The organism is Trichlorobacter lovleyi (assembly GCF_015239775.1).
Taxonomy (GTDB): domain Bacteria; phylum Desulfobacterota; class Desulfuromonadia; order Geobacterales; family Pseudopelobacteraceae; genus Trichlorobacter; species Trichlorobacter lovleyi_B.
Window position 1 is genome coordinate 899,862 of sequence record NZ_CP058409.1, and the last position, 21,911, is coordinate 921,772.

Annotated in this window: 19 protein-coding genes; 3 read left to right on the forward strand and 16 right to left on the reverse strand. The window is 54.5% G+C overall.

Annotated elements, in window-relative coordinates; all coding sequences use genetic code 11:
• Nucleotides 1-99 precede the first annotated feature (99 nt).
• The 11 genes from FY034_RS04065 to FY034_RS04115 form a co-directional block, all read right to left on the reverse strand.
• Nucleotides 100-843, reverse strand: coding sequence for a DUF3142 domain-containing protein (locus tag FY034_RS04065; protein ID WP_265553939.1), 744 nt, complete (start codon nucleotides 841-843; stop codon nucleotides 100-102).
• The gene (locus tag FY034_RS04070; protein WP_265553940.1) at nucleotides 843-3,002 is read right to left on the reverse strand and encodes a hypothetical protein; all 2,160 of its coding nucleotides are present in this window, start codon (nucleotides 3,000-3,002) and stop codon (nucleotides 843-845) included. The genes FY034_RS04065 and FY034_RS04070 overlap by 1 nt, the downstream gene beginning before the upstream one ends.
• A gap of 335 nt (nucleotides 3,003-3,337) precedes the next feature.
• A complete protein-coding gene (locus tag FY034_RS04075) occupies nucleotides 3,338-4,381 on the reverse strand; it encodes an adenosine deaminase (RefSeq protein WP_265553942.1) in 1,044 nt (347 codons plus the stop codon).
• Nucleotides 4,382-4,398: 17 nt separating this feature from the next.
• Nucleotides 4,399-5,241, reverse strand: coding sequence for an alpha/beta fold hydrolase (locus FY034_RS04080; protein WP_265553944.1), 843 nt, complete (start codon nucleotides 5,239-5,241; stop codon nucleotides 4,399-4,401).
• Between the two features lie 113 nt (nucleotides 5,242-5,354).
• Nucleotides 5,355-6,923: an FAD-dependent oxidoreductase gene (locus FY034_RS04085; RefSeq protein WP_265553946.1), complete on the reverse strand. Its 1,569-nt coding sequence runs from the start codon at nucleotides 6,921-6,923 to the stop codon at nucleotides 5,355-5,357.
• A gap of 42 nt (nucleotides 6,924-6,965) precedes the next feature.
• Nucleotides 6,966-7,463 (reverse strand): cytochrome c3 family protein, encoded by a 498-nt coding sequence (locus tag FY034_RS04090; protein WP_265553948.1) that lies wholly within the window; start codon nucleotides 7,461-7,463, stop codon nucleotides 6,966-6,968.
• Nucleotides 7,464-7,809: 346 nt separating this feature from the next.
• On the reverse strand, nucleotides 7,810-8,502 hold the full coding sequence (locus FY034_RS04095; protein ID WP_265553949.1) for a DUF1697 domain-containing protein: 693 nt from the start codon (nucleotides 8,500-8,502) through the stop codon (nucleotides 7,810-7,812).
• Nucleotides 8,477-8,773, reverse strand: a complete 297-nt coding sequence (locus tag FY034_RS04100) for a hypothetical protein (RefSeq protein ID WP_265553950.1) — start codon at nucleotides 8,771-8,773, stop codon at nucleotides 8,477-8,479. Before FY034_RS04100 ends, FY034_RS04095 begins: the two co-directional genes overlap by 26 nt.
• Before the next feature lie 97 nt (nucleotides 8,774-8,870).
• Nucleotides 8,871-10,190: a DUF6035 family protein gene (locus FY034_RS04105; RefSeq protein WP_265553952.1), complete on the reverse strand. Its 1,320-nt coding sequence runs from the start codon at nucleotides 10,188-10,190 to the stop codon at nucleotides 8,871-8,873.
• Between the two features lie 159 nt (nucleotides 10,191-10,349).
• On the reverse strand, nucleotides 10,350-11,126 hold the full coding sequence (locus tag FY034_RS04110; RefSeq protein WP_265553953.1) for a DUF2971 domain-containing protein: 777 nt from the start codon (nucleotides 11,124-11,126) through the stop codon (nucleotides 10,350-10,352).
• Between the two features lie 75 nt (nucleotides 11,127-11,201).
• Entirely contained in the window at nucleotides 11,202-11,981 is a 780-nt protein-coding gene (locus tag FY034_RS04115; RefSeq protein ID WP_265553955.1) for a hypothetical protein, read from the reverse strand.
• 443 nt (nucleotides 11,982-12,424) lie between these two features.
• On the opposite strand from FY034_RS04115, the gene rdgC reads away from it, so the two are divergent.
• The 3 genes from rdgC to proB are packed head-to-tail and all read left to right on the forward strand — an operon-like array spanning nucleotide 12,425 to nucleotide 15,737.
• Nucleotides 12,425-13,594: a recombination-associated protein RdgC gene (gene rdgC / locus FY034_RS04120; protein WP_265553957.1), complete on the forward strand. Its 1,170-nt coding sequence runs from the start codon at nucleotides 12,425-12,427 to the stop codon at nucleotides 13,592-13,594.
• Nucleotides 13,591-14,607, forward strand: coding sequence for a GTPase ObgE (gene obgE / locus FY034_RS04125; protein ID WP_265553958.1), 1,017 nt, complete (start codon nucleotides 13,591-13,593; stop codon nucleotides 14,605-14,607). The genes rdgC and obgE overlap by 4 nt, the downstream gene beginning before the upstream one ends.
• Nucleotides 14,607-15,737: a glutamate 5-kinase gene (gene proB / locus FY034_RS04130; RefSeq protein WP_265553959.1), complete on the forward strand. Its 1,131-nt coding sequence runs from the start codon at nucleotides 14,607-14,609 to the stop codon at nucleotides 15,735-15,737. Before obgE ends, proB begins: the two co-directional genes overlap by 1 nt.
• A gap of 320 nt (nucleotides 15,738-16,057) precedes the next feature.
• Here the strand turns inward: proB and bamD are convergent, their stop codons facing one another.
• The 5 genes from bamD to rpsU form a co-directional block, all read right to left on the reverse strand.
• Nucleotides 16,058-17,359: an outer membrane protein assembly factor BamD gene (bamD, locus tag FY034_RS04135; RefSeq protein ID WP_265553960.1), complete on the reverse strand. Its 1,302-nt coding sequence runs from the start codon at nucleotides 17,357-17,359 to the stop codon at nucleotides 16,058-16,060.
• Nucleotides 17,360-17,363: 4 nt separating this feature from the next.
• A complete protein-coding gene (gene rpoD / locus FY034_RS04140) occupies nucleotides 17,364-19,124 on the reverse strand; it encodes an RNA polymerase sigma factor RpoD (protein WP_265553961.1) in 1,761 nt (586 codons plus the stop codon).
• Nucleotides 19,125-19,161: 37 nt separating this feature from the next.
• Nucleotides 19,162-20,928 (reverse strand): DNA primase, encoded by a 1,767-nt coding sequence (gene dnaG / locus FY034_RS04145; RefSeq protein ID WP_265553962.1) that lies wholly within the window; start codon nucleotides 20,926-20,928, stop codon nucleotides 19,162-19,164.
• Nucleotides 20,925-21,410 carry a CvpA family protein gene (locus FY034_RS04150; protein WP_265553963.1) on the reverse strand — a complete coding sequence of 162 codons (486 nt, stop codon included), beginning with the start codon at nucleotides 21,408-21,410 and terminating at the stop codon, nucleotides 20,925-20,927. The genes dnaG and FY034_RS04150 overlap by 4 nt, the downstream gene beginning before the upstream one ends.
• 115 nt (nucleotides 21,411-21,525) lie before the next feature.
• Nucleotides 21,526-21,723: a 30S ribosomal protein S21 gene (rpsU, locus tag FY034_RS04155; protein WP_012469089.1), complete on the reverse strand. Its 198-nt coding sequence runs from the start codon at nucleotides 21,721-21,723 to the stop codon at nucleotides 21,526-21,528.
• Nucleotides 21,724-21,911: the final 188 nt, after the last annotated feature.

Consider the following 21,911-nt stretch of genomic DNA (forward strand, 5'->3'; position numbering starts at 1 on the left):
GCGGTGCTCGCTCCTTCTCCTAACTATACGTTATGTCTCAGTCGCTGTGCGCCGTGCGCCTTGTAGCCGTGCTTCCTCATAACGTTTTTCAACAGCCTGCTATGGGCTAGCCTGATTCTGTAGAAAGACCACATAGCCCCGAAACCAGGGGCTTGCCTCCAGCGTTGTATCAGGCACCCACTCACCCTGCTGGATCAGTCCAATCTTGAATGGCAGGGTCAATCGCTTCAGCGCCGGAAGGTAGCGCTTGTAGGTGGGAATGCTTTTTCTGCCCTGATAGGTCTGTACGACTACTTCATCAACAATCCGGTTAAGCTGATTGATCGTTTCGCTGTCGCCGTTACTGCCCCAATCCAACAGACCGGTGATGCTCAGTTGCCAGATTGTCGGCAGTGCTGCCCGCAACTGCTTTAGAAAAGCTACGTATTCGGGTAGATGGCGCGTCTTGACGTCAAAATCAACCTGCAGGCCGACAACCGGATTACCTGCCTGTTGCCACTGCCGGAGCCGTCCCAGCAGCACCTCAACCACCGCAGGCGTCCAGTTCAGGGTGTCAGCCCGGTACACCAGCCAGACCTTCCCCTTTTTTAAGCGGGCCACCGACATCCCCTGGGCAACAACCGCCACCTGCATCCTGCCCTGTTGTTTCTTTTCAATCACCTGCCCCTGCAGGATATACAGCGTTTGGGCCTGTGCCAGCACAGGTTGTGGCTGCACGCCGCCCCAGAGCCAGAACGATGAATACTGCTCGGCCCTGACAACACCGGCATCCGCAGGCGGTGGCGGTATGCACGCCAAAGCCAGTGTTGTTAGCAGCAGGGCGGCAAGCTGTCGCAGCAACATTACCAGTAATATTTGAGCGATTGTGCCCAGACGGATCTGGCGTAGCGGCTTTTCAAGGTCCTGAACCAGGCCTTGCGCTCAGGCAGCTCAACACTCTTGCCGCCGCAGTGGTTGTAGCCTGAAGTGGCATAGCACCGGATCAAACGATACAGCGCATAGGCCTTTTGATCCGGTGTGGCGCTTGCATCGCTAGCAACGGTCTTGTACGCCTCACCACGGGAAAAGAGCGTGCCGGGAAAATCAGAGGGTGCTGCTCCCAGTACCGCTGTCTGGATTCCGGCCGGCCGTGGTGTTGCAGTTTCGGTTACATCCGGTCCAGGCTCAAGGTTGTTGGCATTGGCAAAATCACCCAGACAGATCAGGCCGTGGGGATCTTGAGGGTTGTTAGCCAGCTTTTTTGCAATCTCAACGGTGGATGGGCAGCTGTAGCTGTCATCAGTCTTTTTGCCGGTCCAGGTAAAGAGCGCCAGGTGCGGTTTGTTCCCGGAATCCATGGCTGAGTCCCGGTTATAGGTGGCAGCATCGGCAGGCAGCAGCGTGTAGTCTTTCAGGTATTCCCGGTACTGCCCCTGCAGCAGATCTTTGTAGAGCAGGGTGTAGAGCGCCTGCTGACGTTCCAGATCTGGGCTGCTTTTTGATCTGATTACCTGGCGTAGCAGCTCAGCAGAGGCCCCTGTGCGTAGAAGGATGCTGCGGATTGCCGGTTCAGTAATGGGCGAGTCCGGTGCAAAAACAGCTGCACGTTGCTTGCTGTATTCATAGTTTAGTGCCAGCGCAAGCTGAAGAGTCTCGTTCTGGAGCGGCTGTTTGGCTGTTGCCAAAAGGCTTAACCATAGCTTGCGGGCAGCCGGATAGTCGTTGGTTGCCTCAAGCAACCGCCCGCGCAGGACCAGACGACTGAAATCCAGATAGCTCATGTGTGTCGGGATACTGGCGGACAGGCCCTTCAGGGCAGCCTTTGCATCCTTTTGCACATACAGCTGATGGGCTGCCAGCAGGTAGTCAAACAGCGCGGTCTGTTTGGCAAAGAGCGGCTGCTGTTTTTTCAGATCCGCCAGGCTGAGCTGTTTTGCCCCGGAACTGCCGTTGTCCCGCATCAAAGAAAGATCAAGGGTTGCCAGCAGCAGCGGGTCCTGCAACTGGTCAGGGGTTGCGGTGACCAGCAGTTTGCTGTCAGCCTCCAGGGCCAGTTCATGGGGCGATGCGTTGTTTTGCGGGGAATCCGGGTTGTGCAGTTGCCAGGCGTACTCTTCTGCAAGTTTTCGGGGCTGGTTTGATAGCCAGTAGACCCGCCGCAGCAGGCCTCTGGCAGATGCAACGTAGCGACCGGCCGGGAACTCTTTCAGATAGGTCTTAAACTGTGCCTCTGCCGCCAGCAGCGCCTTTTTGTCAGCCTTGTCCAGTTGCGGGTAGCCATAGTTGTCAAACGCCTGCAGTTGGGCCCGGTTCAGCTCGGTACGTCCGGCCATGTAGCGTGAGGCCTCTTTCAGCCAGGGCTGATCACTGTTGTGCAGGCTGCTCAGATCAGCTAACGCCTGATCGTAGCGCTCTTCATAAAAGGCTGTGGCTGCTGCAAGATAGCGCATAAATTGCTGAAAGGTCTCTGATGCGGTCTCTTTTGGGGGCTTTGCCTCACTGGCTGCCTTTGGGGGGGCAGGTGGCGCAGGCTTCCCACCGCAGGCAGGATTCAGCTTTTTCCGGGCCTCTGTCAGCTGCTGCTGTTCAGCCTCAGATAGCTGCTTGCTTTGATACACCGCAGCAATGAAATCATCCTTGCCACTCTCATTACTCATACAACGATCTGCTATGCCGTAGCTGACCGTGCCATTTTCAGTATCCGGAATACCGCCCTTGGTCAGGGTTGAAAAAATAACCGTTTCAAACATATTCAGGCTGAAGGGGACCTTGCCATAGCCAAACTCCGCGTCTTCCTTGTCGGGCTGTTTTGCCTGCAGGGTTGCAAGATCAGCATCAACCATGAGCAGTTTCAGGTTCACCCGCGTATCATTGCCCGGAGTCAGTAACGGCAGGTTGCTGCAACGATTGTAGCTTCGCAGGGTAATGGCCCAGGTTGGCGAACAGTAGTTGTCGGAACTTGCCCAGACAGACTGACTGCACAGTACGACAGTGAGCAACAGGAACAGTTTTTTTGCAAACATGGAAGGCCCCTTGCATTGGATGTGCCCTGAAAACGGCTGTTTGCCGTAAGAGAACGCAAAGAAATAAAAGAAAATCAGCTGGAAAACAGTTGCCACAGAGATCACAGAGGTCTCAGAGGAAAAACAGGAAGATACAGCAAACGACCTGATTCCTTTTGGGTGAGATGCTCATAACAGATTTATTCTTGCAGTTCACTGGGGCTAACTGCCGTTTTAAGGTCCAATTCTTTGTGATCCTTGTGCTCTTTCGCGGCCAAGAGTTTTATTGAAGTTTTATCTGCGTATATCCGCTCAATCCGCATCATCCGCGTGCCATTGCGGTGTAGCTGTGTGATTTAGGCACACTGCTGTTGAAAGAACAGATCAAGTTCCCTGATCCAGCCAGCCTTGGTCTCTGCATCCACAAAACTTGCCTCAAAGCTGTTGCGGGCCAGTTGGTACGCCTCCGCTGCCCCAAGCTCCGGCAGGGCCGCAAAGGTCTCCAGGTAGTTCCGGTTCAGGTAGCCGCCAAAATAGGCCGGATCATCAGAGTTGATGGTGGCCCTGATGCCGCATGCCAGCAGCTTGGCGATGTTGTGGGCCGCAAGGGTGGGGAACACCCGCAGCTTCACGTTGGAAAGCGGGCAGACCGTCAGCGGAACCTGCTGCTGCACCAGCCGTGTCACCAGTTGCGGGTCATCCAGGCAGTGTACGCCGTGGTCGATCCGTTCTGCCTGCAGCAGATCAAGGGCATGCCAGATAAACTCGGCAGTGCCCTCTTCACCGGCATGGGCCACCAGCCGCAGCCCCAGTTCCCTGCAGCGGGCAAAGACCCTGCTGAATTTCTCCGGCGGGTTGCCTTTTTCTCCGCTGTCAAGGCCGATTCCGATGAATTTGTCCCGGAACGGCAGCGCCTCTTCCAGTACCGTAAAGGCCTCTGCTTCAGTCAGGTGGCGCAGAAAGCAGAGTATCAGGGCCGCACTGATTCCCAGCTCTTTTTTGCCCTGCTGGATCGCCCGGTCCAGTCCGTTGATGATGGTTGCAAACGGAATCCCCCGGGCCGTGTGGATCTGGGGATCAAAGAAGATCTCGGCATGGACAACATTATCGGCCTTGGCCCGCAGCAGGTAGGCCCAGGCCATCTCAAAGAAATCATCTTCGGTCTGCAGCACACTGGCCCCGGCATAGTAGATATCCAGAAAGCTCTGCAGGTCGGTAAAGGCATAGGCGGCCCGCAGCGCCTCAATGGTCGGGTAGGGCAGTTGCAGCCGGTTTCTTTCTGCCAGGGCAAAGATCAGCTCCGGTTCCAGCGATCCTTCAATATGGATATGCAGTTCTGCCTTTGGTATCCGGCAGAGCAGGTCCGGCAGGGCCTGGCGTGGTATGCAGGTGAGATCCATGGTGTTCTCCTTTCCGGTCAGCAGTGGCATCCTATGGTGCCGTCATTCAGCGCTGTTGGAGCAACCTTGCACAGGAACTCCAGCAGGCAGTGATTAAACCCGTTCGGCTGTTCAAGGTTCACCAGATGGCCGGCATCAGCAATGACTTCAAGTCTGCTGCCGCTGATGTTGTTGGCGATCATGCGGGGATGCTCAAGAGGGCAGGCCTTGTCCTGTTCTGCTGCTATCACCAGTGACGGCGTGGTAATTGATTGGAGCAGCGGGGTTACATCCGGGCGTTCACGCATGGCAATCAGCCCGCCTGCCAGCCCCCGGCTTGGATTGGCCACCATCCAGCCATAGACCTCTTCGGCAAGTTTCGGGCGTGCCTCCACAGTACCCGGTGCAAACATCAGAGGATGAAAGCTGTCAGCAACCACCTGCGGGCCGAATCTAAGCAGCTCTGTTGCAAGCTGTAAGCGCCGTGCGCGGCCAGCCTCATCATCTGCAACAGAACGGGTCACCACAAAGACAGCGCCACTGATCCGCTCAGGATAGCGCGCCAGCAGGTTGAACAGCACATAGCCGCCCATGGACATCCCCGCCGCCACTGCCTGCTCAATCTCCAGATGATCCAGCAGGCTGATCAGATCATCACTGAACAGATCCATGCTGTAGGTCCCATCAGGCGCATCACTTTCACCAAATCCCCGTAGATCAGGGGTAATGACCCGGTACCCGGCTGCCACCAGATCACCCAGCTGCGACCGCCACATACTGCGGTTCAGGGGGAAGCCGTGGATCAGCATAACCGCCGGTCCGGTCCCGACATCGTCATAGGCGATCATGTTACCGTTTATAAACGCATTTTTTGCAATCATAGGGGGGCTCCGCTAGCCTGCTGTCGATGCTTAGTTGGTTGTGTGTGTCTTCAGCAAACGGGCATGAGGTTGAACCGCCTAAAGCGACTCTTGTTGATGGATCGACCGAAACATTATGGTTTTGTTTGCCCTGACAGCTCTGCCGCAGCTGCCCGTCCCGCCACACGGCCAGTCATGATGGAGGTTCCCAGGAATGTTCCTTCAAGTGAAGCCTTTCCATTGACACCGGCGAGGCCGGTCAGTTCGCCAGCGGCATACAGGCCGGGAATGTGCTTTCCCGAGTCATCTAAAACCCGACAGGACCGATCGATAGATACGCCACCCATGCTCTTACGTGCCAGCGGGTAGAATTGTACGGCGTAAAAAGGCGCCCGTTCGATCCTGTTCGGATTGGACCAGGGGGTCCGGCAGCAGCCGATGCGGCCAAAATCAGTGTCGCTACCAGCAGTTACCATGGCATTCCAATGATTCACGGTTTCAGTAAGTATCTGCGGGGGAAGTCCCGCAGCCACAGCCAGCTCTGCTATAGTCGGTGCAGATTTTACGAACCTGCTGTTTTGTTGATTATTGAAAAGCCCCTCTTCGATTGACTCCCGGCTCCAGCCGGATATGAAAAAACTGTTGCGGGCCGCACTGTCGAATATCGCCCAGTAGGTGCCGCCGGGCTGTTTGATCAGTTCGGGAAATGTCATCTTGGTGTCTTGAGATTCATTTACGAAACGTGAGCCTGCCTTGTTGACCCAGATCGATTGCTGACTGAAAGCGTTCAACCCTCGCGAACCGGTGATATCGGATGGGCTTTGCAGCCCGGTGGCGTAATTCCACTGGTACTGCATGTTGAACAATCGGGCGCCTACGGCCTGGGCCATTTCATGGCCTGAGCCCGTGGCGTTTATTCCGGCACCTTTCAGTATCCGTTCAGGAAACGGCTGTCTTTCAGGCCAATATTTTTGCACCATCTTCATATTGCCCTGAAACCCGCCTGTTGCCAGTATTACGACCGGTGCAAGATAATCGATAGATACGTTATCTTTGAGCCGTTGTGCCCGAATGCCTGAAATCCTGCCGCTTTTACCCCTGATCAACGAAAGCGCCTTATGTCCGTAGAAAAACGTTACCCTGCTGCTTTGCTTGCAGGCCCGGTGGATCGGTTCGACCAGTCCTCTTCCCTTGCCGATAACCTTATGCCAGCGCGGCACACTATTTCCCGGCATAAGGACCGCGCTCTTCTCAAAAGTGACGCCCAGTCCAGTAAGCCAGTCGTAGATTTCATGGCGAGACTTGTTGGTGTAGTAGCGCACCCATTCGACATCGGGACCGGGACCGCCCTGATCACTACCATAGGTCATGAAATCTTTAAAGGCGATCTGCGGTGAATCAATGATGCCGGCCTTCGCCTGCTCCGGTGTGCCTACGATGCAGAGTGCCCCCTCGCTCATCGTCGCGGTCCCGCCATAGAGAGGCTGCATCTCAATGACGGCAACATCAAAACCTTTCTGCGCCAGTTCCCAGGTGGCAGAAAGTCCCGCTATGCCGGCACCGACCACGATGGCATCATGCTGTTGTCCTTTTTCTGCTGCCAGAATAACGGTCGGAGAAACCATGACCAGTATGATGGCAAAGAGCATTACGTTTCTGATGGTCTTTTTAGACACCTTTTGAAGTATTCGTGTATCGATCATTTGTGAGCCACCCCTTGGACCGGTAGAGTTGTGTGCTGAAAATCATGGAATTTTGAAGCCAAAAGAGTGGCACTGCAGGCAATAGTTTTCTGATTTGGTGTGCTGGTGATGACAGAAGTTGCAATCGAGTTCCGTCCCGTAATGCGGAGAGAAATGAGGATTTCTCGGTTTGACGCCTTTTGTCTTTTCCGCAAGCTTTGTCGTGCTGCCATGGCAGGCAACACATTGCTCCATGGTCGGAACTTTCAGCTCATGGTCCTTTCCGTGACATTGTTCACATCTGATGTTTGCCAGCAGATGATAGTGGCTCCCCGGCAGTTTTTCCCGTATATCCCTGTTCTCTTTGGTATGACATGTCTTGCAAGACTGAAGATTCATGACTTTGGTATCCGGGTGCGCCTGCGGCAATTTTCTGACGTGACCATGACATCCGGCGCACTCGCCGCCACCATATTTTGCCTGTTCTCTTTGGGCAGCAATGCAGGGCTGGCTGAATACAACCGCCGTCATGACACAGAACAAAACCGTTGCTGGAATCATTATGCAACTCCTCCTTTGTGGCGCGGGCGCCGTTTCATAGGACGTTATCTCATGAGCTGTTTCAGTATTCCATGCTGATTCTCCCGACCGGACAGACATGACTGCAGAGCGAACAGCCGGTCAATCTCCGCAGCATTGATTTGTCTGAGTATAGCGTGGCATCACCAAAGAAAAATCTGCTTTTAGTATCTCTCCCAAAGGGAATCAGCCCATTTGTTGTATCTTTCCTGTTTTTATCTGAGACCTCTGTGCACTCTGTAGCAACAGCTTTTTTAGTTTCAACTGTCTGAAGTTCTTTGTGATATTTGCGTCCTGTGGCGGCTATGCTATCGGCAAGCGGCCTGTTCTAGAGTCCCGCCAGGTACCTGGCCGTATTGACATTTCTGATGGTCATGTACTGATAAAGCCTGTGACCAATTATCTTGTTGAGCTGGCTTTTGTTGTAGTTTTCCCGTTTAACATTCCATATCAGCGCTCCAGCGGTATACCTGATGTCAAGGAACTCTCGTCGTATTGGCAGCTCGTTGATACTCTCCTCTGTGTCGGCCTCACTGAACAGATAGGCGATATCGGTACGCTGCTCCGTATCATTTTTCCAGTTAAGCGGGATTTGCGCAGCGATCTGCGCCAGTTGACCCACTGTTTTTACCAGCACCGATATGTTTGCGCCGGTCTTCTCCCGTAAAGCGGATTCGATTTCTGTCACCAACAGCTCTGGCGGCTTGTTGGACTCAAAAATGACATTACCTGAATTAATGTACGTCGATACATTGCCGTAGCCATGTGTTTCAAATAATGATTTCAGGCTTTTCATCTCGATTCGATTGTTCTTGCCGACATTGATTCCACGAAGCAGCGCTACATACTTCATACGGTATCCATTCTCCGGTTGTTTTTTGTCCCACTCCTTAACTACAGGAGGGGGGCTAAAAACATGCTTCTCATGGCTTGCAACCGCACAACGGGCAGAGGGTACAACAGGTACAGCCGCTTTTGATGGCTGCGTAGGCTTCTCACCAGGAAAGTTTTCTGTGTTCAAGATCAATGACCAAGCGTGCGGCAGCATCCACCGTGCCGTCTGGTCTCAATTTCTCCTTGCAGATGCACGCTTCACCAACTCCGACCCTGTCTGCCGGAATATAGTTGCCTTGCAAGTATCCCTGTCTTTTCGCTTCCCTGGTGCATTTCCATGATTGTATCTGGACCCTTCCAAAAGCGATTAAAAGGGTGCCACCAAATAGTGGTAAGAAAATCCATTTCAGCAACCACGGGGTTACAAGATCATCAGGTTTTGGAAGTTCTGGGGTCATTTTTATCCTTCAACGTCACAAGCGCAGCGGCAAGCGAAGCGCAGCCCGTCTGCCGCCGCATTGTTATGCAATTACCTATTGTACGTTCGCCCACCTCTCACTGAAATAGCGGAACTTGAGCTGAGGAAGGGGCGACAAAGTTTTCCACATCAAATAATTCCGGGAACAGCAGTTTGAATAGGCTATCATAAGTTTCGTTCTGATGAATTTGCTGTGACCTTAAGTTATCAACCTTTTTGAGGAATGTGCCTTTTTTGTCCTCATCTAAAACAGTACGCGCAATTTTGAAATGCTTGAGCGCTCTCAAAAACAACTCACCATACGGCTTCCGGTATTCAAGGATGTTGTTTGCCAGGCTTATGTAATTCTTGAAATCATATCCAATCATTTTTTTATATTTCAAAGTGAAAAGGGCGTCGAGAATCTTTGTTAACGCATCATCGTAGTAGTCAAAGGTAATATTTTTGCTCTTCAGTGTTGCCTGAAACTTGAGTAGGCCATCTCGCCTTTCTTCGTAATCTAGGTTTTGCCTGTTGAGCCAGAAATTTTCAAAGTCTTGGGCCTGCTGTCTTATGGCCTCTACCTTTAACCGTTCTCTCTCCCGGTTTGTATCAAAGTAATAAACCTTGTACGTTTGGTGGTCAAACGTGATGTCATCGAAGGAAATGAGGTCCTTCTCCCATACCAATCTCCCGTCAGGCAAAGGACGTTGATAGCAGCAATATAGGATAAATTTTCCGGTCTCCTGCGAAAGACTGAGCGTTTCATCGTTTACCAGGAAAGCGTTGTGGTTGTTAGAATAGATAATGTCTTTTTCGCTAAACCTTTGAGCATCAATGTCAGTCTCGAATTCGTTAAAAACCCACATGATGAAAGTGTTATTTCGTAAATAGAACGACTCCCTCTGCACAATCACGCTTAAAAACGTTGTCGACAACTGAACTTCAAAGACAATGCGCTTACCATCAAAAACAGCAGCAACGTCAGGCCGTTTCCATTCCTTCAGTAACCCTTCAGTTCTAAAAGTCTTGTCAACGTCAATATTTGAAAATCGATTGTCACTTCTGATGATATCGGCAATCGCATTTTTAAGTCGGATATGTAAATCGCTTTCCTTTGCGCCATTGTATTTCATCCTCAGGATTTCATCTGCCGAATACTTCTTGCCAGTCTTAATCGGACAGTCTCCGCTGTCATAGAGGTGGGCGAAATGTATCGAGGACCTGCCATCTCTGTTACCGCGGATTTTTAACGCTTGGCGACAAATTGCGCAAACCAGAGTCTTTTCATTTCGCTGCGCTGCCTCTTCGAGGGTCCTCCTGTCTGCGAATATCTCGTCTTCTGCGCGAGAAAATAAAACTTCAGCGTTTATGTTTTTCCCATTTTTCAAATCCAGAACATCTTGTACGGTCCGCATCGCAATCCCCCAATTTATTCTTTGGGCAAATTATCTACTCTGCGAGAATGTACCTACAGACTGCGACAGAATATGTCTCTTAGATTCTCGGCCTATTAGATCATTTTGGAAGCATAACGGGGCTGAGGCTGACCCGCCTTTGGCGGGTCTTGCCGATGGTTAAGGCGCATATGGCTCGATTTTCAGAGAATAAGAATCTTTGCTAAGAGAGGCTTGTGAAACTTTCACAGAATTCTTCCTCTTTGCAAGCCATGTTAAAACATCCTCCTTGTCCTTCGGCTCCATTTTTGCGCCAAAAATCACCTCTAGTAACAGCTCTTCTGGAAATTTTATAATACCGGGCCCACGTCCGTGATCAGTTATTCGCCATTCTTCTTCATATTTCCAGTCAATAGCCTTTGTGAGAAGGAATGCTTGAATCTGTTCTTCTGGTGAGTGGTTGAAGAAATGAATTTCAGGGTAATGCTCTTGATATTCTACTTTCTGAGCCAATCCAAAAAATGGCGTTGTATCAGTTGCCATGAACTTAAGGCAAATACCAGTATGACTTGCTGCATAATGAGACCAAAGTAAAAGGTTGTTACATGTTGCCGAAAGGCTTAACACTCCTAATTTATTTACTGCCGCTTGCATATTATCAGTCATATCTTTAATAAAGTTTTTTGAATTTATCCTTGCTACATCGGCATGTACTTTGGCTCGACGTTGTGCTTTATTTAAATGAGGGAACCTCGATTTGATTAAACTATCATAGTGCTCTTTTAGCTGTGAAATCTTAAACGAAGACAGATAGTGGATTTTGCAATCAAAGGGGTCATTGAATGAGGCAGGCGATGCAAAGTATAGATGCGAATCGGTCAAGATTTGTTTTGTCCATTCGCGGTGCTCGCCCTGCAAGTGGCGAAATCTATATAAAATTTGTGGGTCTTCAGTCATTATCCTTCTCATGTGCCTTAACGGGGCCGGAAATCACCGGCGTTTTTTGGACGGTGCATTTACGTGGTTGAACATCTAGTCGCACCTATTTGACGCAGCGATTGCTAAACATTCCTCGCAAACCCAATAAACGACTTGAACCCACTCATTCCAGCATGTTGGGTCTTCCAAAGAATCAACTGATTCCACCATTGGTAGTCCTGAGTGCGGGTCATTACAAAATACAGCAAGCTCCAACATCTGGGTTGCATACCCTTCTTTGAACGATTTATGGCTCTTACATTTTTCATTCGGGCAACCAACTCGTTCATGTCCTTGAATAAGTCTCGGTAGTCCACCAAGTTGATGTCTATTTACGTCGTTCTTTGAAAAATCTGGATGCCGGAGTGGGGCAATGCTTCTTTGAATTTTTTCAAGGTCTTCATCCGATAACCAATACTCATCGACTTCTTGGTACACAGCCAATAGCTTGGCAACGTCATATTCAACGGGAACCAATGAAACAGGCCTTTTAGGGAAATTGAGCGGGAAATTTTCGTAAGGGAAATCATTCCCTTGCTTCTCTCCATTATTTCTCAGAACTTTGATGTTATTGGAATCTGTGACGATGTAGGTTAGTTGTTCTGCACAGCACTGCCAGCAATAGTAGAATGGCAGACGGTCGAGTGAGCGGAATAGTTTAGATTCTTCATGGTTGCGGATTTGTGAGCAATCCAAATCTGCCAGGAGGATTAGTGGTATTTTGCATATCGGGCACTCTGCTCCTGAATGATAAGACATACCACCAAAATAATGACCAGTTTCATTCTTATCAGTTGCAACCAGCGCATACCCTTGGCGCATATAATAACTCATCATTATTCTCCTTGTTCAACTAGTTATTCTACGGTTTCCCTATATAGGAAACTTGTCTCCTATATAGGATGCTTGTTTCTTATATGGGAAACAATGTTGGTTTCCTATATAAGATGCTTACCATCTCTTGGGTGACATTGAGAATATGCAGAACAGACCGGTTTCCCCGTACTAATCCACCTGCGCTGCCGCTTTGCAGGCACCTCCGCAGTATTGTTTGCCAAAGTATAGCGCAGCATCTGTATTTATCAATTGCTGCAATCGATTTAAGTAGCCATGCTGCTGCAGTCCCGTCCCACTGCGTATACCTCCAAAAGTTACTGGGCCATACCAATCTGCCGCAAATCATGCTATAGATATCGATCCCAAAAACCGCCTGGAGTTGCCCGGTCGGATATGCTGAAGCAGCACCTGCTGCAACCTGAAAGGAATCGTTTACTACCATGGGAGTCTATTCAAATACCGTCAGTTTTGCCCAGTACCGCGTGAACGGAGAACTGCCCCAGCAGCAGGAGCGCTTTGAATGGCTGTCCGCTGCGCTGCAGGGACGGATCTTCAAATCCATTGAGCAGTCTGCTGAAGAGCAGACCGAGGGCTGGACTTGTACCGATGCCACCGATGATCCTGCCTTTGTGGCGCCGGGCGAGTTCTGGCGCGACCGCTACCTGTTTTTCAGCTACCGCCGTGACCAGCGCCGGATTCCTTCTGCCCTGCTGAAGTCCCACATCGGCAGGGCTGAGGCTGATTACCTGGCCAAACGGCCTGAACTGAAGCGTCCGCCCAAGCGTGAGCGGGAGGAGATTGCCGACCGGACCAAGCTGGCGCTTTTGACCCGCGCCCTGCCGGCCCCCTCTACCGTAGACCTGTCCTGGCATATGGATAACGGCCTGCTGACCCTGTTTTCGTCATCAGGCAAGGTGATGGAGCGCTTTGAGGAACTGTTCGGCAAGAGCTTTGAGAACCTGCGGGTGCAGGTGATCTACCCCTATAGCCGGGCCAAGGCGTTGCTTGACGAGGCTGGTCAGGAGAAGTTGGCTGCCCTGAATCAGGCCGGTTCCGATGCTGCCCTGGATGAGATCCAGAGCAACCGCTGGCTGGGGGAGGAGTTCCTGCTCTGGCTGCTGCATGGCGGTCTGGAGGGGGAAGGGTTCAAGGTCTGCACCAAGGGGCAGTTTGATAGCGGCACCCCGTTTTCGGCCTGGATCGATGACAAGATCCAGCTGCAGGGGGGCGGCGAAGGCGGGCCGCAGAAGGTGGCGGTGTCCGGCTCGCAGGACAAGTATCTGGAGGCCCGTTCCGCGCTTACCACCGGTAAGGCGATCAGCAGTGCGGTGATCCACCTTGAAAAGGATGAGCTGGAGTGGCGTTTTGCGTTGAATGCCGAGCTGTTTACCTTCAGTTCCTTCAAGTGTCCGCCGGTCAAGGTGGAACGGGAAGGGGTGGAGGATCTTTCGGAGCGTGAATCCGCCTTTTACGAGCGGATGTACCTGCTGGAGGCAGGGCTGCAGATGTTTGACAGCCTGTTGCTGCAGTTTCTACAGCAGCGCCTGGGTGATGGCTGGCAGACCAGATTGCAGGAGATTGCAAGCTGGCTGGAAGGGGAGCAGGCATGAAGTTTATTGATGAGGTAACCCTGCACTGTGCCTCCGGCCACGGCGGGGCCGGCTGCGTCTCGTTCCGGCGGGAGAAGTTCATCCCCTTTGGCGGCCCCAACGGTGGTGACGGCGGCCGGGGTGGCGATCTGATCTTTGAGGCCACCAAGGCGCTTTCAACCCTGCTGGAACTGCGGCATAAACAGCACCAGAAGGCAGAGCGGGGCAGGCACGGCATGGGCAAGGACCGTCACGGCGCAGCCGGTGAGGATCTGGTGGTCAAGGTGCCGGTGGGGACCCTGATCAAGGATTTCGAGACCGGTGAGGTGCTGGCCGACCTGACCGAGGACGGTCAGCGGATCATCCTGCTGAAAGGCGGGCGGGGCGGCCAGGGCAATGCCCGTTTTGCCACTGCCACCAACAAGGCCCCCAAGTTTGCCCAGCCGGGTGAAGAGGGTGAAGAACGCAAGCTGCGGCTGGAGCTGAAGCTGATGGCCGATGTGGGGCTGCTGGGGCTGCCCAATGCCGGCAAGTCGTCGCTGATCACCAAGGTTTCGGCGGCCCGTCCCAAGATTGCCGATTACCCCTTTACCACCCTGGCCCCTTCGTTGGGGGTGGTGGGCTACAAGAACTATCGTTCCTTTGTGATGGCCGATATCCCCGGCATTATCGAGGGGGCCCATGAAGGTGCCGGTCTGGGGCACCGCTTTCTGAAACACCTGGAACGTTCCGGTATCCTGGTGCATCTGGTGGATATCTCCGGCCTGCCGGAGAGCGATCCCTATGCCGCCTTTGAGGCGATCAACCGTGAGCTGGCCATGTTCAGCGAAGAGTTGGGGCAGAAGGCTCAGATTGTGGGCCTGACCAAGATGGATCTGCCTGCGGCCCAGGAGCATCTGGCCGAGGCACAGGCCTGGTTTCAGCAGCGCAAGATCCCGGTCTATCCGATCTCATCCATGACCGGTGAAGGGGTGGAGGCGCTGCTGGATGCCATTGCTGAACGTCTCTGGTCTGCTCCCAGGGAGGAGTGGTGATGCGTAAGGGGTTGCTACAACAGGTCCGCAGGGTGGTGATCAAGGTGGGTAGCCGGGTCCTGACCGTTGAGGGGGGCGGGCTTGATTATGATGCCATTACCCGGCTGTGTGACGAGATGGCCGGTCTGCGTCAACAGGGGATCGAGGTGATTCTGGTCTCATCCGGTGCCGTGGCTGCCGGGCGTGATGCCCTGCGTTCCGCTGATACGACCCTGACCATACCGCAGAAGCAGGCTGCTGCTGCGGTGGGGCAACCGCTTCTGATGCAGGCCTACCAGCAGGCCTGTACCGGTCATGGGCTGGTGACCGCCCAGATCCTGCTGACGGCCGAAGACCTGGCCAACCGTAACCGTTTCCTGAATGCCCGTACCACCCTTGAGGCGCTGCTGGCTGCCGGTGCCCTGCCGGTAATCAATGAGAACGATTCCGTGGCGGTGGCTGAGATCAAGTTCGGCGACAACGACAACCTTTCCGCCCTGGTGACCAGTCTGGCCGAGGCCGACCTACTGCTGATCCTGACCGACATTGAAGGGCTCTACAGCGCCAACCCCGCCAGTGATCCGGCTGCAGAACTGATCCCGCTGGTACGCAGCATCACCCGCGAGATCGAGCGGATGGCCGGCGGCAGCGCTTCCAGTGTCGGCACCGGCGGTATGGCCACCAAGGTGACGGCTGCCAAAAAGGCGGCCCGCTTCGGGGTGCCGACCATCCTGGCGCCGGGCAAACAGCCGGGGGTGATCACTGCTGCGGTCAGCGGTCAGGAGATCGGTACCCTGTTTCTGCCTGCCACTGACGGTCTCAACCGCCGCAAACACTGGATCGCCTATACCCTGCGTCCGGCAGGCAAGGTGCTGGTGGATGCCGGGGCGCAGAAGGCGCTGGTTGACAAGGGGACCAGTCTGCTGCCATCCGGTATCACCGGTGTGGAAGGCCGTTTTGAGCGGGGCAGATGTGTGCGGATCTGCGGCCCGGACGGGAGTGAAATAGCCAGAGGATTGGCGGATTATTCCAGTAGTGAGATTCAGCTGATTGCAGGTCATAAATCTGCTGAAATTGAACAGCTGCTGGGCTACCGCTACGGTGATGATGTGGTGCATCGGGATAATCTGGTGCTGGCAACCCATAGCTGAGGCTATTCCGATTCCATTTCAAGGCGCTCTCTTCGTTGGCTCGTCTTCGACTCCTCAGCGTACTGCGTGTACGCCTGCGTCGTCGAACTCCTCGCCGCCTTGATATCATCCTTGAACTGGAATCGGATAACTCTTATTAGCGGAATATAGAAAGGCCCCTGATCATCACTGGTCAGGGGCCTTTTGTTACCTACAGCAGTTTGGTAAAGGTGGTACAAAAACTTAACCCTCTCAGTCCCCCCTTGTCATGGGGGAAGTCTTTCGGTTTGCCCCTCCCCTGACAAGGGGAGGCCGGGAGGGGTTGGGTGCGTATTTAGCTGTTAGGGCTGTTTTGCCTTTACCGTAAAGGCTGCGCCGGGGAAGCTCTCCTTGACCTGCAGGGCGGTCTGCAGCACCTCTACGGCACCCTTGGCGGTCTTGCCGGCCGCATCTGCGCGCACCATCACCTTCAGGCTGCGCTCGGTCAGGCTGCCCGACGCCACGGCGTCAATTCTGCAGGCTGCCAGTTGCTCATTCTCGATCCAGCAGCCATTGCCGCCGGCATCGGTCAGCTTCAGCTGCTGGGGCAGGCTGATCCGCAGGTCGATCTCTTTTGCCGCCTTGGAGCCCACGTTAAGCAGGGTTACCTTGTAGCTGGCAGCCTCTCCTGCTACAAAGGCTGTCTGCTGCAGGCGGGATACGGCACGCAAGAGCGGCGCTGCAGCGGTGATGGTCAGCTCTTTTGATCTGCTGATGTCGTTGAATTTGGTTGAGGTGGCCTTGGCCGTGGCGGTAATCCGTGAACCATCCACACGGTCGCTGGGCATCTTGAAGGCGATCAGCAACTCGGCCCGCTGACGTGGCTGCAGGGTAATCTTCTGGACCGGCTGGGTGCGGTCAGCGGCCTGGGTGATCATCCCCTCCACGCCGGAGGGCAGCAGGGCCTCAAGCGAGAACTCCTCGGCATCCTTGCCGTGATTGATCAGCTGGAATGCCACCAGCGCAGCGCTGCCAACCTCCTGCACCGGTGCAGCCGGGGATTCAAGCTCAAACTTGACAGCCTCCCGGGCCGCCTTGAGGGCAGCCAGACGTTCACGCTCTTTACGGTCAGCCTCTGCCTTTTCCCGTGCAATCCGCTCCCGCTCAGCCCGCTCCTGTGCCAGGCGTGCCTGTTCAGCCTTCAGGGCTGCGGCACGCTCCAGGGCCAGTTGCTCGTTACGGACCTTCTGGGCTGCAGCCCGCAGCTGCTTGTTGGGGGGCAGTTTTTCACCGGCCTGGCGGCGCTTGGACAGCGCGGAAAGATCTGCCTCAATTGAGTCAGCCAGCGGTCCGCTGCCAAATTCCTTGTTGAACTTGAGGAGCGTCTGGGCCGCGCTGTCGTTGTCGCCGGAGCGATACTGCGCACGGGCCAGCATCAGCAGCGAGACATCCCGTAGGGGGGAGTCGGGGAACAGCTGATCCATCTGATGCAGCTTGTCAATGCTGTGAAGGTAATCCTTGCCCTGGAAGGCGGTGAACGCCTCCATGAAGAGCGACGAATCATCGATCTCGGCCTTGAGCGGTGCCGGCGCCAGCAGGCAGAACAGCAGGAACAGGCAAACGAGAAAACGGAGCGGCTGACAGTGGCTGAAGGAGTATCTCATCTGGTTACTCTACGAAGCTTTTCAGTTTTTTACTGCGGCTGGGGTGGCGCAGTTTACGCAGTGCCTTGGCTTCGATCTGGCGGATCCGTTCCCGGGTCACCTCGAAGTCCTGGCCCACTTCCTCCAGGGTGTGGTCACTCTTTTCGCCGATGCCGAAGCGCATCCGCAGCACCTTTTCCTCCCGGGGTGTCAGGGTGGAAAGCACGCGGGAGGTCTGCTCGGAAAGGTTGGCCTTGATCACCGCCTCAAGGGGGTTGACAACTCCCTTGTCCTCGATGAAATCCCCCAGGTGTGAATCCTCTTCTTCACCGATCGGGGTTTCCAGCGAGATCGGTTCCTTGGCGATCTTCAAAACCTTGCGCACCTTGTCCAGCGGCAGCTGCATCCGGTCGGCAATCTCTTCCGGCGACGGTTCGCGGCCGTTTTCCTGGACCAGCTGACGGCTGGTGCGGATTAGCTTGTTGATGGTCTCGATCATATGGACCGGAATCCGGATGGTACGGGCCTGATCGGCAATGGCGCGGGTGATGGCCTGACGGATCCACCAGGTGGCGTAGGTGGAGAATTTGTAGCCGCGTTGATACTCAAACTTGTCCACCGCCTTCATCAGGCCGATGTTGCCTTCCTGGATCAGGTCGAGGAACTGCAGACCGCGGTTGGTGTATTTCTTGGCAATCGAGACCACCAGGCGCAGGTTGGCTTCAATCAGCTCTGACTTGGCGATGCGCGCCTTGTGTTCACCTTCGCGGATCGCCCGGATCGCCTTGGAAAGTTCACTTGCCTTGAAACCCGACTCCTGCTCCACCTTGGTCAGCTTACGGGCGGCATTCTTGAGGCGTTTCTCAACCTTCAGGAAGTCCTCTTCACTTAGTTTGAGCGGTTTGAGGGCTGCCATCCCCTTGGTCTCGTCAAGCCGGAACTTTTCCAGCAGTTCTGCCAGTTTGTCCGGTGGTATGATGTTGTGGACTTCGGCCAGCTCATTCTTGACCCGGTTGACCTTGGAGGAGAGTTCCTTCAGACGGTCGGCGACCCTGGTGATATGGCGGTCCTTCATCCGCAGCGAACGCAGCAGTTCCGCCAGATGCTCCTTGGCCTCCTTCAGGCTCTTTTCCAGCTCCTTTTTCTTGGCAGCTGCCTTGGCTGAGTCCAGCGCGGTCAGCAGTTCGTTGATCTCCTGCTCACTGGCGGCAATGGCGTCAATCGTCTCCAGCAGGCGGATCTGCTGGATATCCTCTTCCCCTTCTTCGATATCAACATCGGCATCCTCTTCAATGTCCTTGCTGATCTCGGAAGGGGTGATCTGGAACTTGCGCAGTTTTTCGCCCAGCGCCAGCACTTCCTTGACCGTAATCGGGGTGTTGAGGATGATGCCGGCCACTTCCCGGTCACCGTCTTCAATCCGCTTGGCAATCTCAACCTCGCCCTCGCGGGTCAGCAGGGAGACCGAACCCATTTCACGCAGGTACATCCGGACCGGGTCACTGGTCCGGCCGATGGCACCCGGCTCAAACTCGACCTCTTCAGCCTCGCCTTCGGCCTCTTCTTCCCCTTCTTCCAGATCGATCTTGATCTTGGGAATCTTGACCTTCTGGGCCGAGTCAACGATCTCGATATCCATGTCCCCGAACATCCCCATCACGTCATCGATCTGCTCGGTTGCGATGTCCGGCGGGAGAATGTCGTTTACCTCGTCAAAGGTCAGAAACCCCTTTTCCTTGCCGATATCAATCAACTGCTTGACTTCATCAATATTTTTCTTAGCCATGTGGGTGGGTACCTTTATGAAATGCGAGTCTGGTTACTTATAACGCCGATTTTTGATTACGCAACTGATCGGCTGTTTTTAACAGTTCTTGATACTCTTCACTATCTTCCGGCAGGGTGGCCAGCCTGAGGGCAATCTGTTTCAGACCACGGGTCTCACCCTGTTTTTGGCGTTTCAGGCACTGCCGCAGGGCAGCGCGCCAGTCGATACCGGCCAGGTGCTGATCCTGGATCAGCAGCCGTGCCACCAGCTCCTTCTGTTGTTCCTGCTCAAGCCGTGCCAGCACCTCCGGCCAGAGCGGACCGTCATGCTCTCCTTCACCTGCCGCCAGGATCGCCTGGGCCAGGGGCAGGTGCTGCTGGTCAAACAGCTGCTGCAGATCAAGCGTCCTGATCTCCTGGCGGGCTTCGGGATAGGCTGCCAGCAGGCCCAGCATGGTTTCCTGGGTACTGTCCCGTGCGATAGTCTCTGCGACCGGTTTTGTTGCGGTCTGGCGTTGTGCCGCTGGTTGCTGCTGATCACGCTGTCCCGCCAGGCGGCGCCGGAAGGCCTGGAGATCGACCCCCAGCAGCCGGCAGATCTCTTTCTGGTACAGATCCTTTTCCACCGGGTCCTTGATGCGCTGGAAGCGGGGGATGATCTCATCCATCAACCGTACCCGCTGGTCAATGCTGTCTGCCGGTGTCTTGGCCAGCAGCCAGTGCAAAAATTGTTCAAAGGCCGGTTTTGCCGCTGCAACCCGCTGGTTGAACGCCTCGACGCCATGCTTCTGCAACAGGCTGTCGGGATCCTCGCCCTGGGGCAGATTGATCACGTAGACCGGCAGCGCCTGTTCAAGGCAGAGTTCCATGGCCCGTACCGTGGCCTTGCGCCCGGCGTTATCACCGTCAAACAGCAGGCAGACCCGCTGGGCATGTTTCTTCAGCAGGCTGATATGTCCGTCGGTCAGCGCCGTGCCGCAGGTGGCCAGGGCATTGCGTATCCCGGCCCGGTACAGGGCCAGGTGGTCGAAATAGCCTTCTACGATAATGGCGGTGCCGCTCTGTCTGATATCCCGCAGGGCCAGGTCAACCCCGAACAGGACACTGCTCTTGCGATACAGCGGCGATTCCGGCGAGTTGATGTACTTGGGCAGGCTGTTGTCCAGTACCCTGCCGGCAAAGCCGATCGGTTGTCCCTGCTTGTCGCGGATCGGAAAGATCAGGCGATGGTGCAGCAGGTCATACCAGCCCCGGTCTCCCTTGCGGATGATCCCCAGCTGTTCTGCCTGTTCAAGTGGCAGCCCCTTGGCCCGCAGGAGCTGGATCAGGGTGTCGCGCCGTTCCGGGGCGTATCCCAGCCCATAGGCTGCCGCGGTTTCCGGGTCCACTTCCCGTTCCTGCAGATAACTGCGTGCCACTGCCCCTTCCGGTTGGCGGGTCAGGGTCTCGCGGTAATGTTGTGCCGTCAGGAGCATGATGGCACGCTGCTGATCGCGTTCCGTCTTGAGCTGCTTTTCGGCGTCGGTCAAAGGACGATCTTCAATTGCCACACCGGCTCGCGCTGCCAGCTTGCGCAAGGCCTCCGGGAAGCTGATCCCCTCAATCTTCATCACAAAGGAGAAGATGTCTCCGCCGGCACCGCAGCCGAAACAGTGGAAGATCTCTCTGGCCGGATTGACGTTGAAGGACGGGGTCTTCTCGCCATGAAACGGACAAAGCCCCAGAAAATTGGAGCCGCTGCGTTTCAATGAAACATATTCGCCGATAATCTCGGCTATGGAGAGTCGCTCTGCAACCTCTCTGACGGTGTCATTGCGGTTCATGGTGACTGCTGCCGTAGCGTTTTGGCCCGATCAAGCGCTGAGCCGCCAAAGTTTGCCAATGGATGGGCAAAGGGGTGTTTTTGAACGGTTTCCTTGAACGGGAAGGAAAAGGGTACGGCAACGACCGCGTAAAAAAACATTCCCAGCACCAATGCCCCTTCGAGGCAGCCCAGCACCATTCCGCCGAGGCGGTTTACCCAGCCCAGCAGGGCCAGCCTGACCAGACTGGTCAAGAGATTTCCCAGCAGGTGAGCTGCCAGTCCCACCAGAATCAGCAGCAGCACAAATGCGACCATCCGGGCCGCCACCGGCGGCAGCATGCCATGCAGCAGTTCGGCCGCCTTTTCGTGATAGCGGAAGGCCAGCCAGCCGCCTAACAGCAGGGCCGTCAGGGCTGCCGCTTCTTTGATCAGACCGCGTAGCAGCCCTCTCAGGGCGCCCAGTGCCAGCACGGCCAGGATAGCGATGTCGAGCAGGCTCATAGTGTGTTCCGCAGGGATTAGACAGCAACGGGGCTTTCTTGCGAAAGCCCCGTGGTTACTGCTACCGGATCGTTGATGGAGGTGAAGGAAGGGGAGGATCCGGCTTCGATGGCCGTTAGTCCATCATCTTGCGCTGTTTCTTCAGGGCGCGCTTGCGTGCTGCAATCGCCTTCTTCTTGCGCTTGATGCTGGGCTTTTCATAGTGCTCACGCTTGCGGACCTCAGAGAGGATCCCCGCCTTTTCGCACTGCTTCTTGAACTTCTTCAGAGCGAGATCAAATGGCTCGTTTTCCCGAATTCGTACTCCTGGCATCCATTATCCCTCCCCCCGTCGTAAGATACGTGTATGGAAACAGCGGCTGCTGTTAACAATGCCTAGGTGTATTTTTTTGTGAGCTTCGTATACTAGCAGTAAATTCTCTGATGTCAACTGAATAAATATGCAAAACTACTGCGGAGGCCGTCTACTGCGTTGCGCGCTACTCGCACCTTCGCCTAACA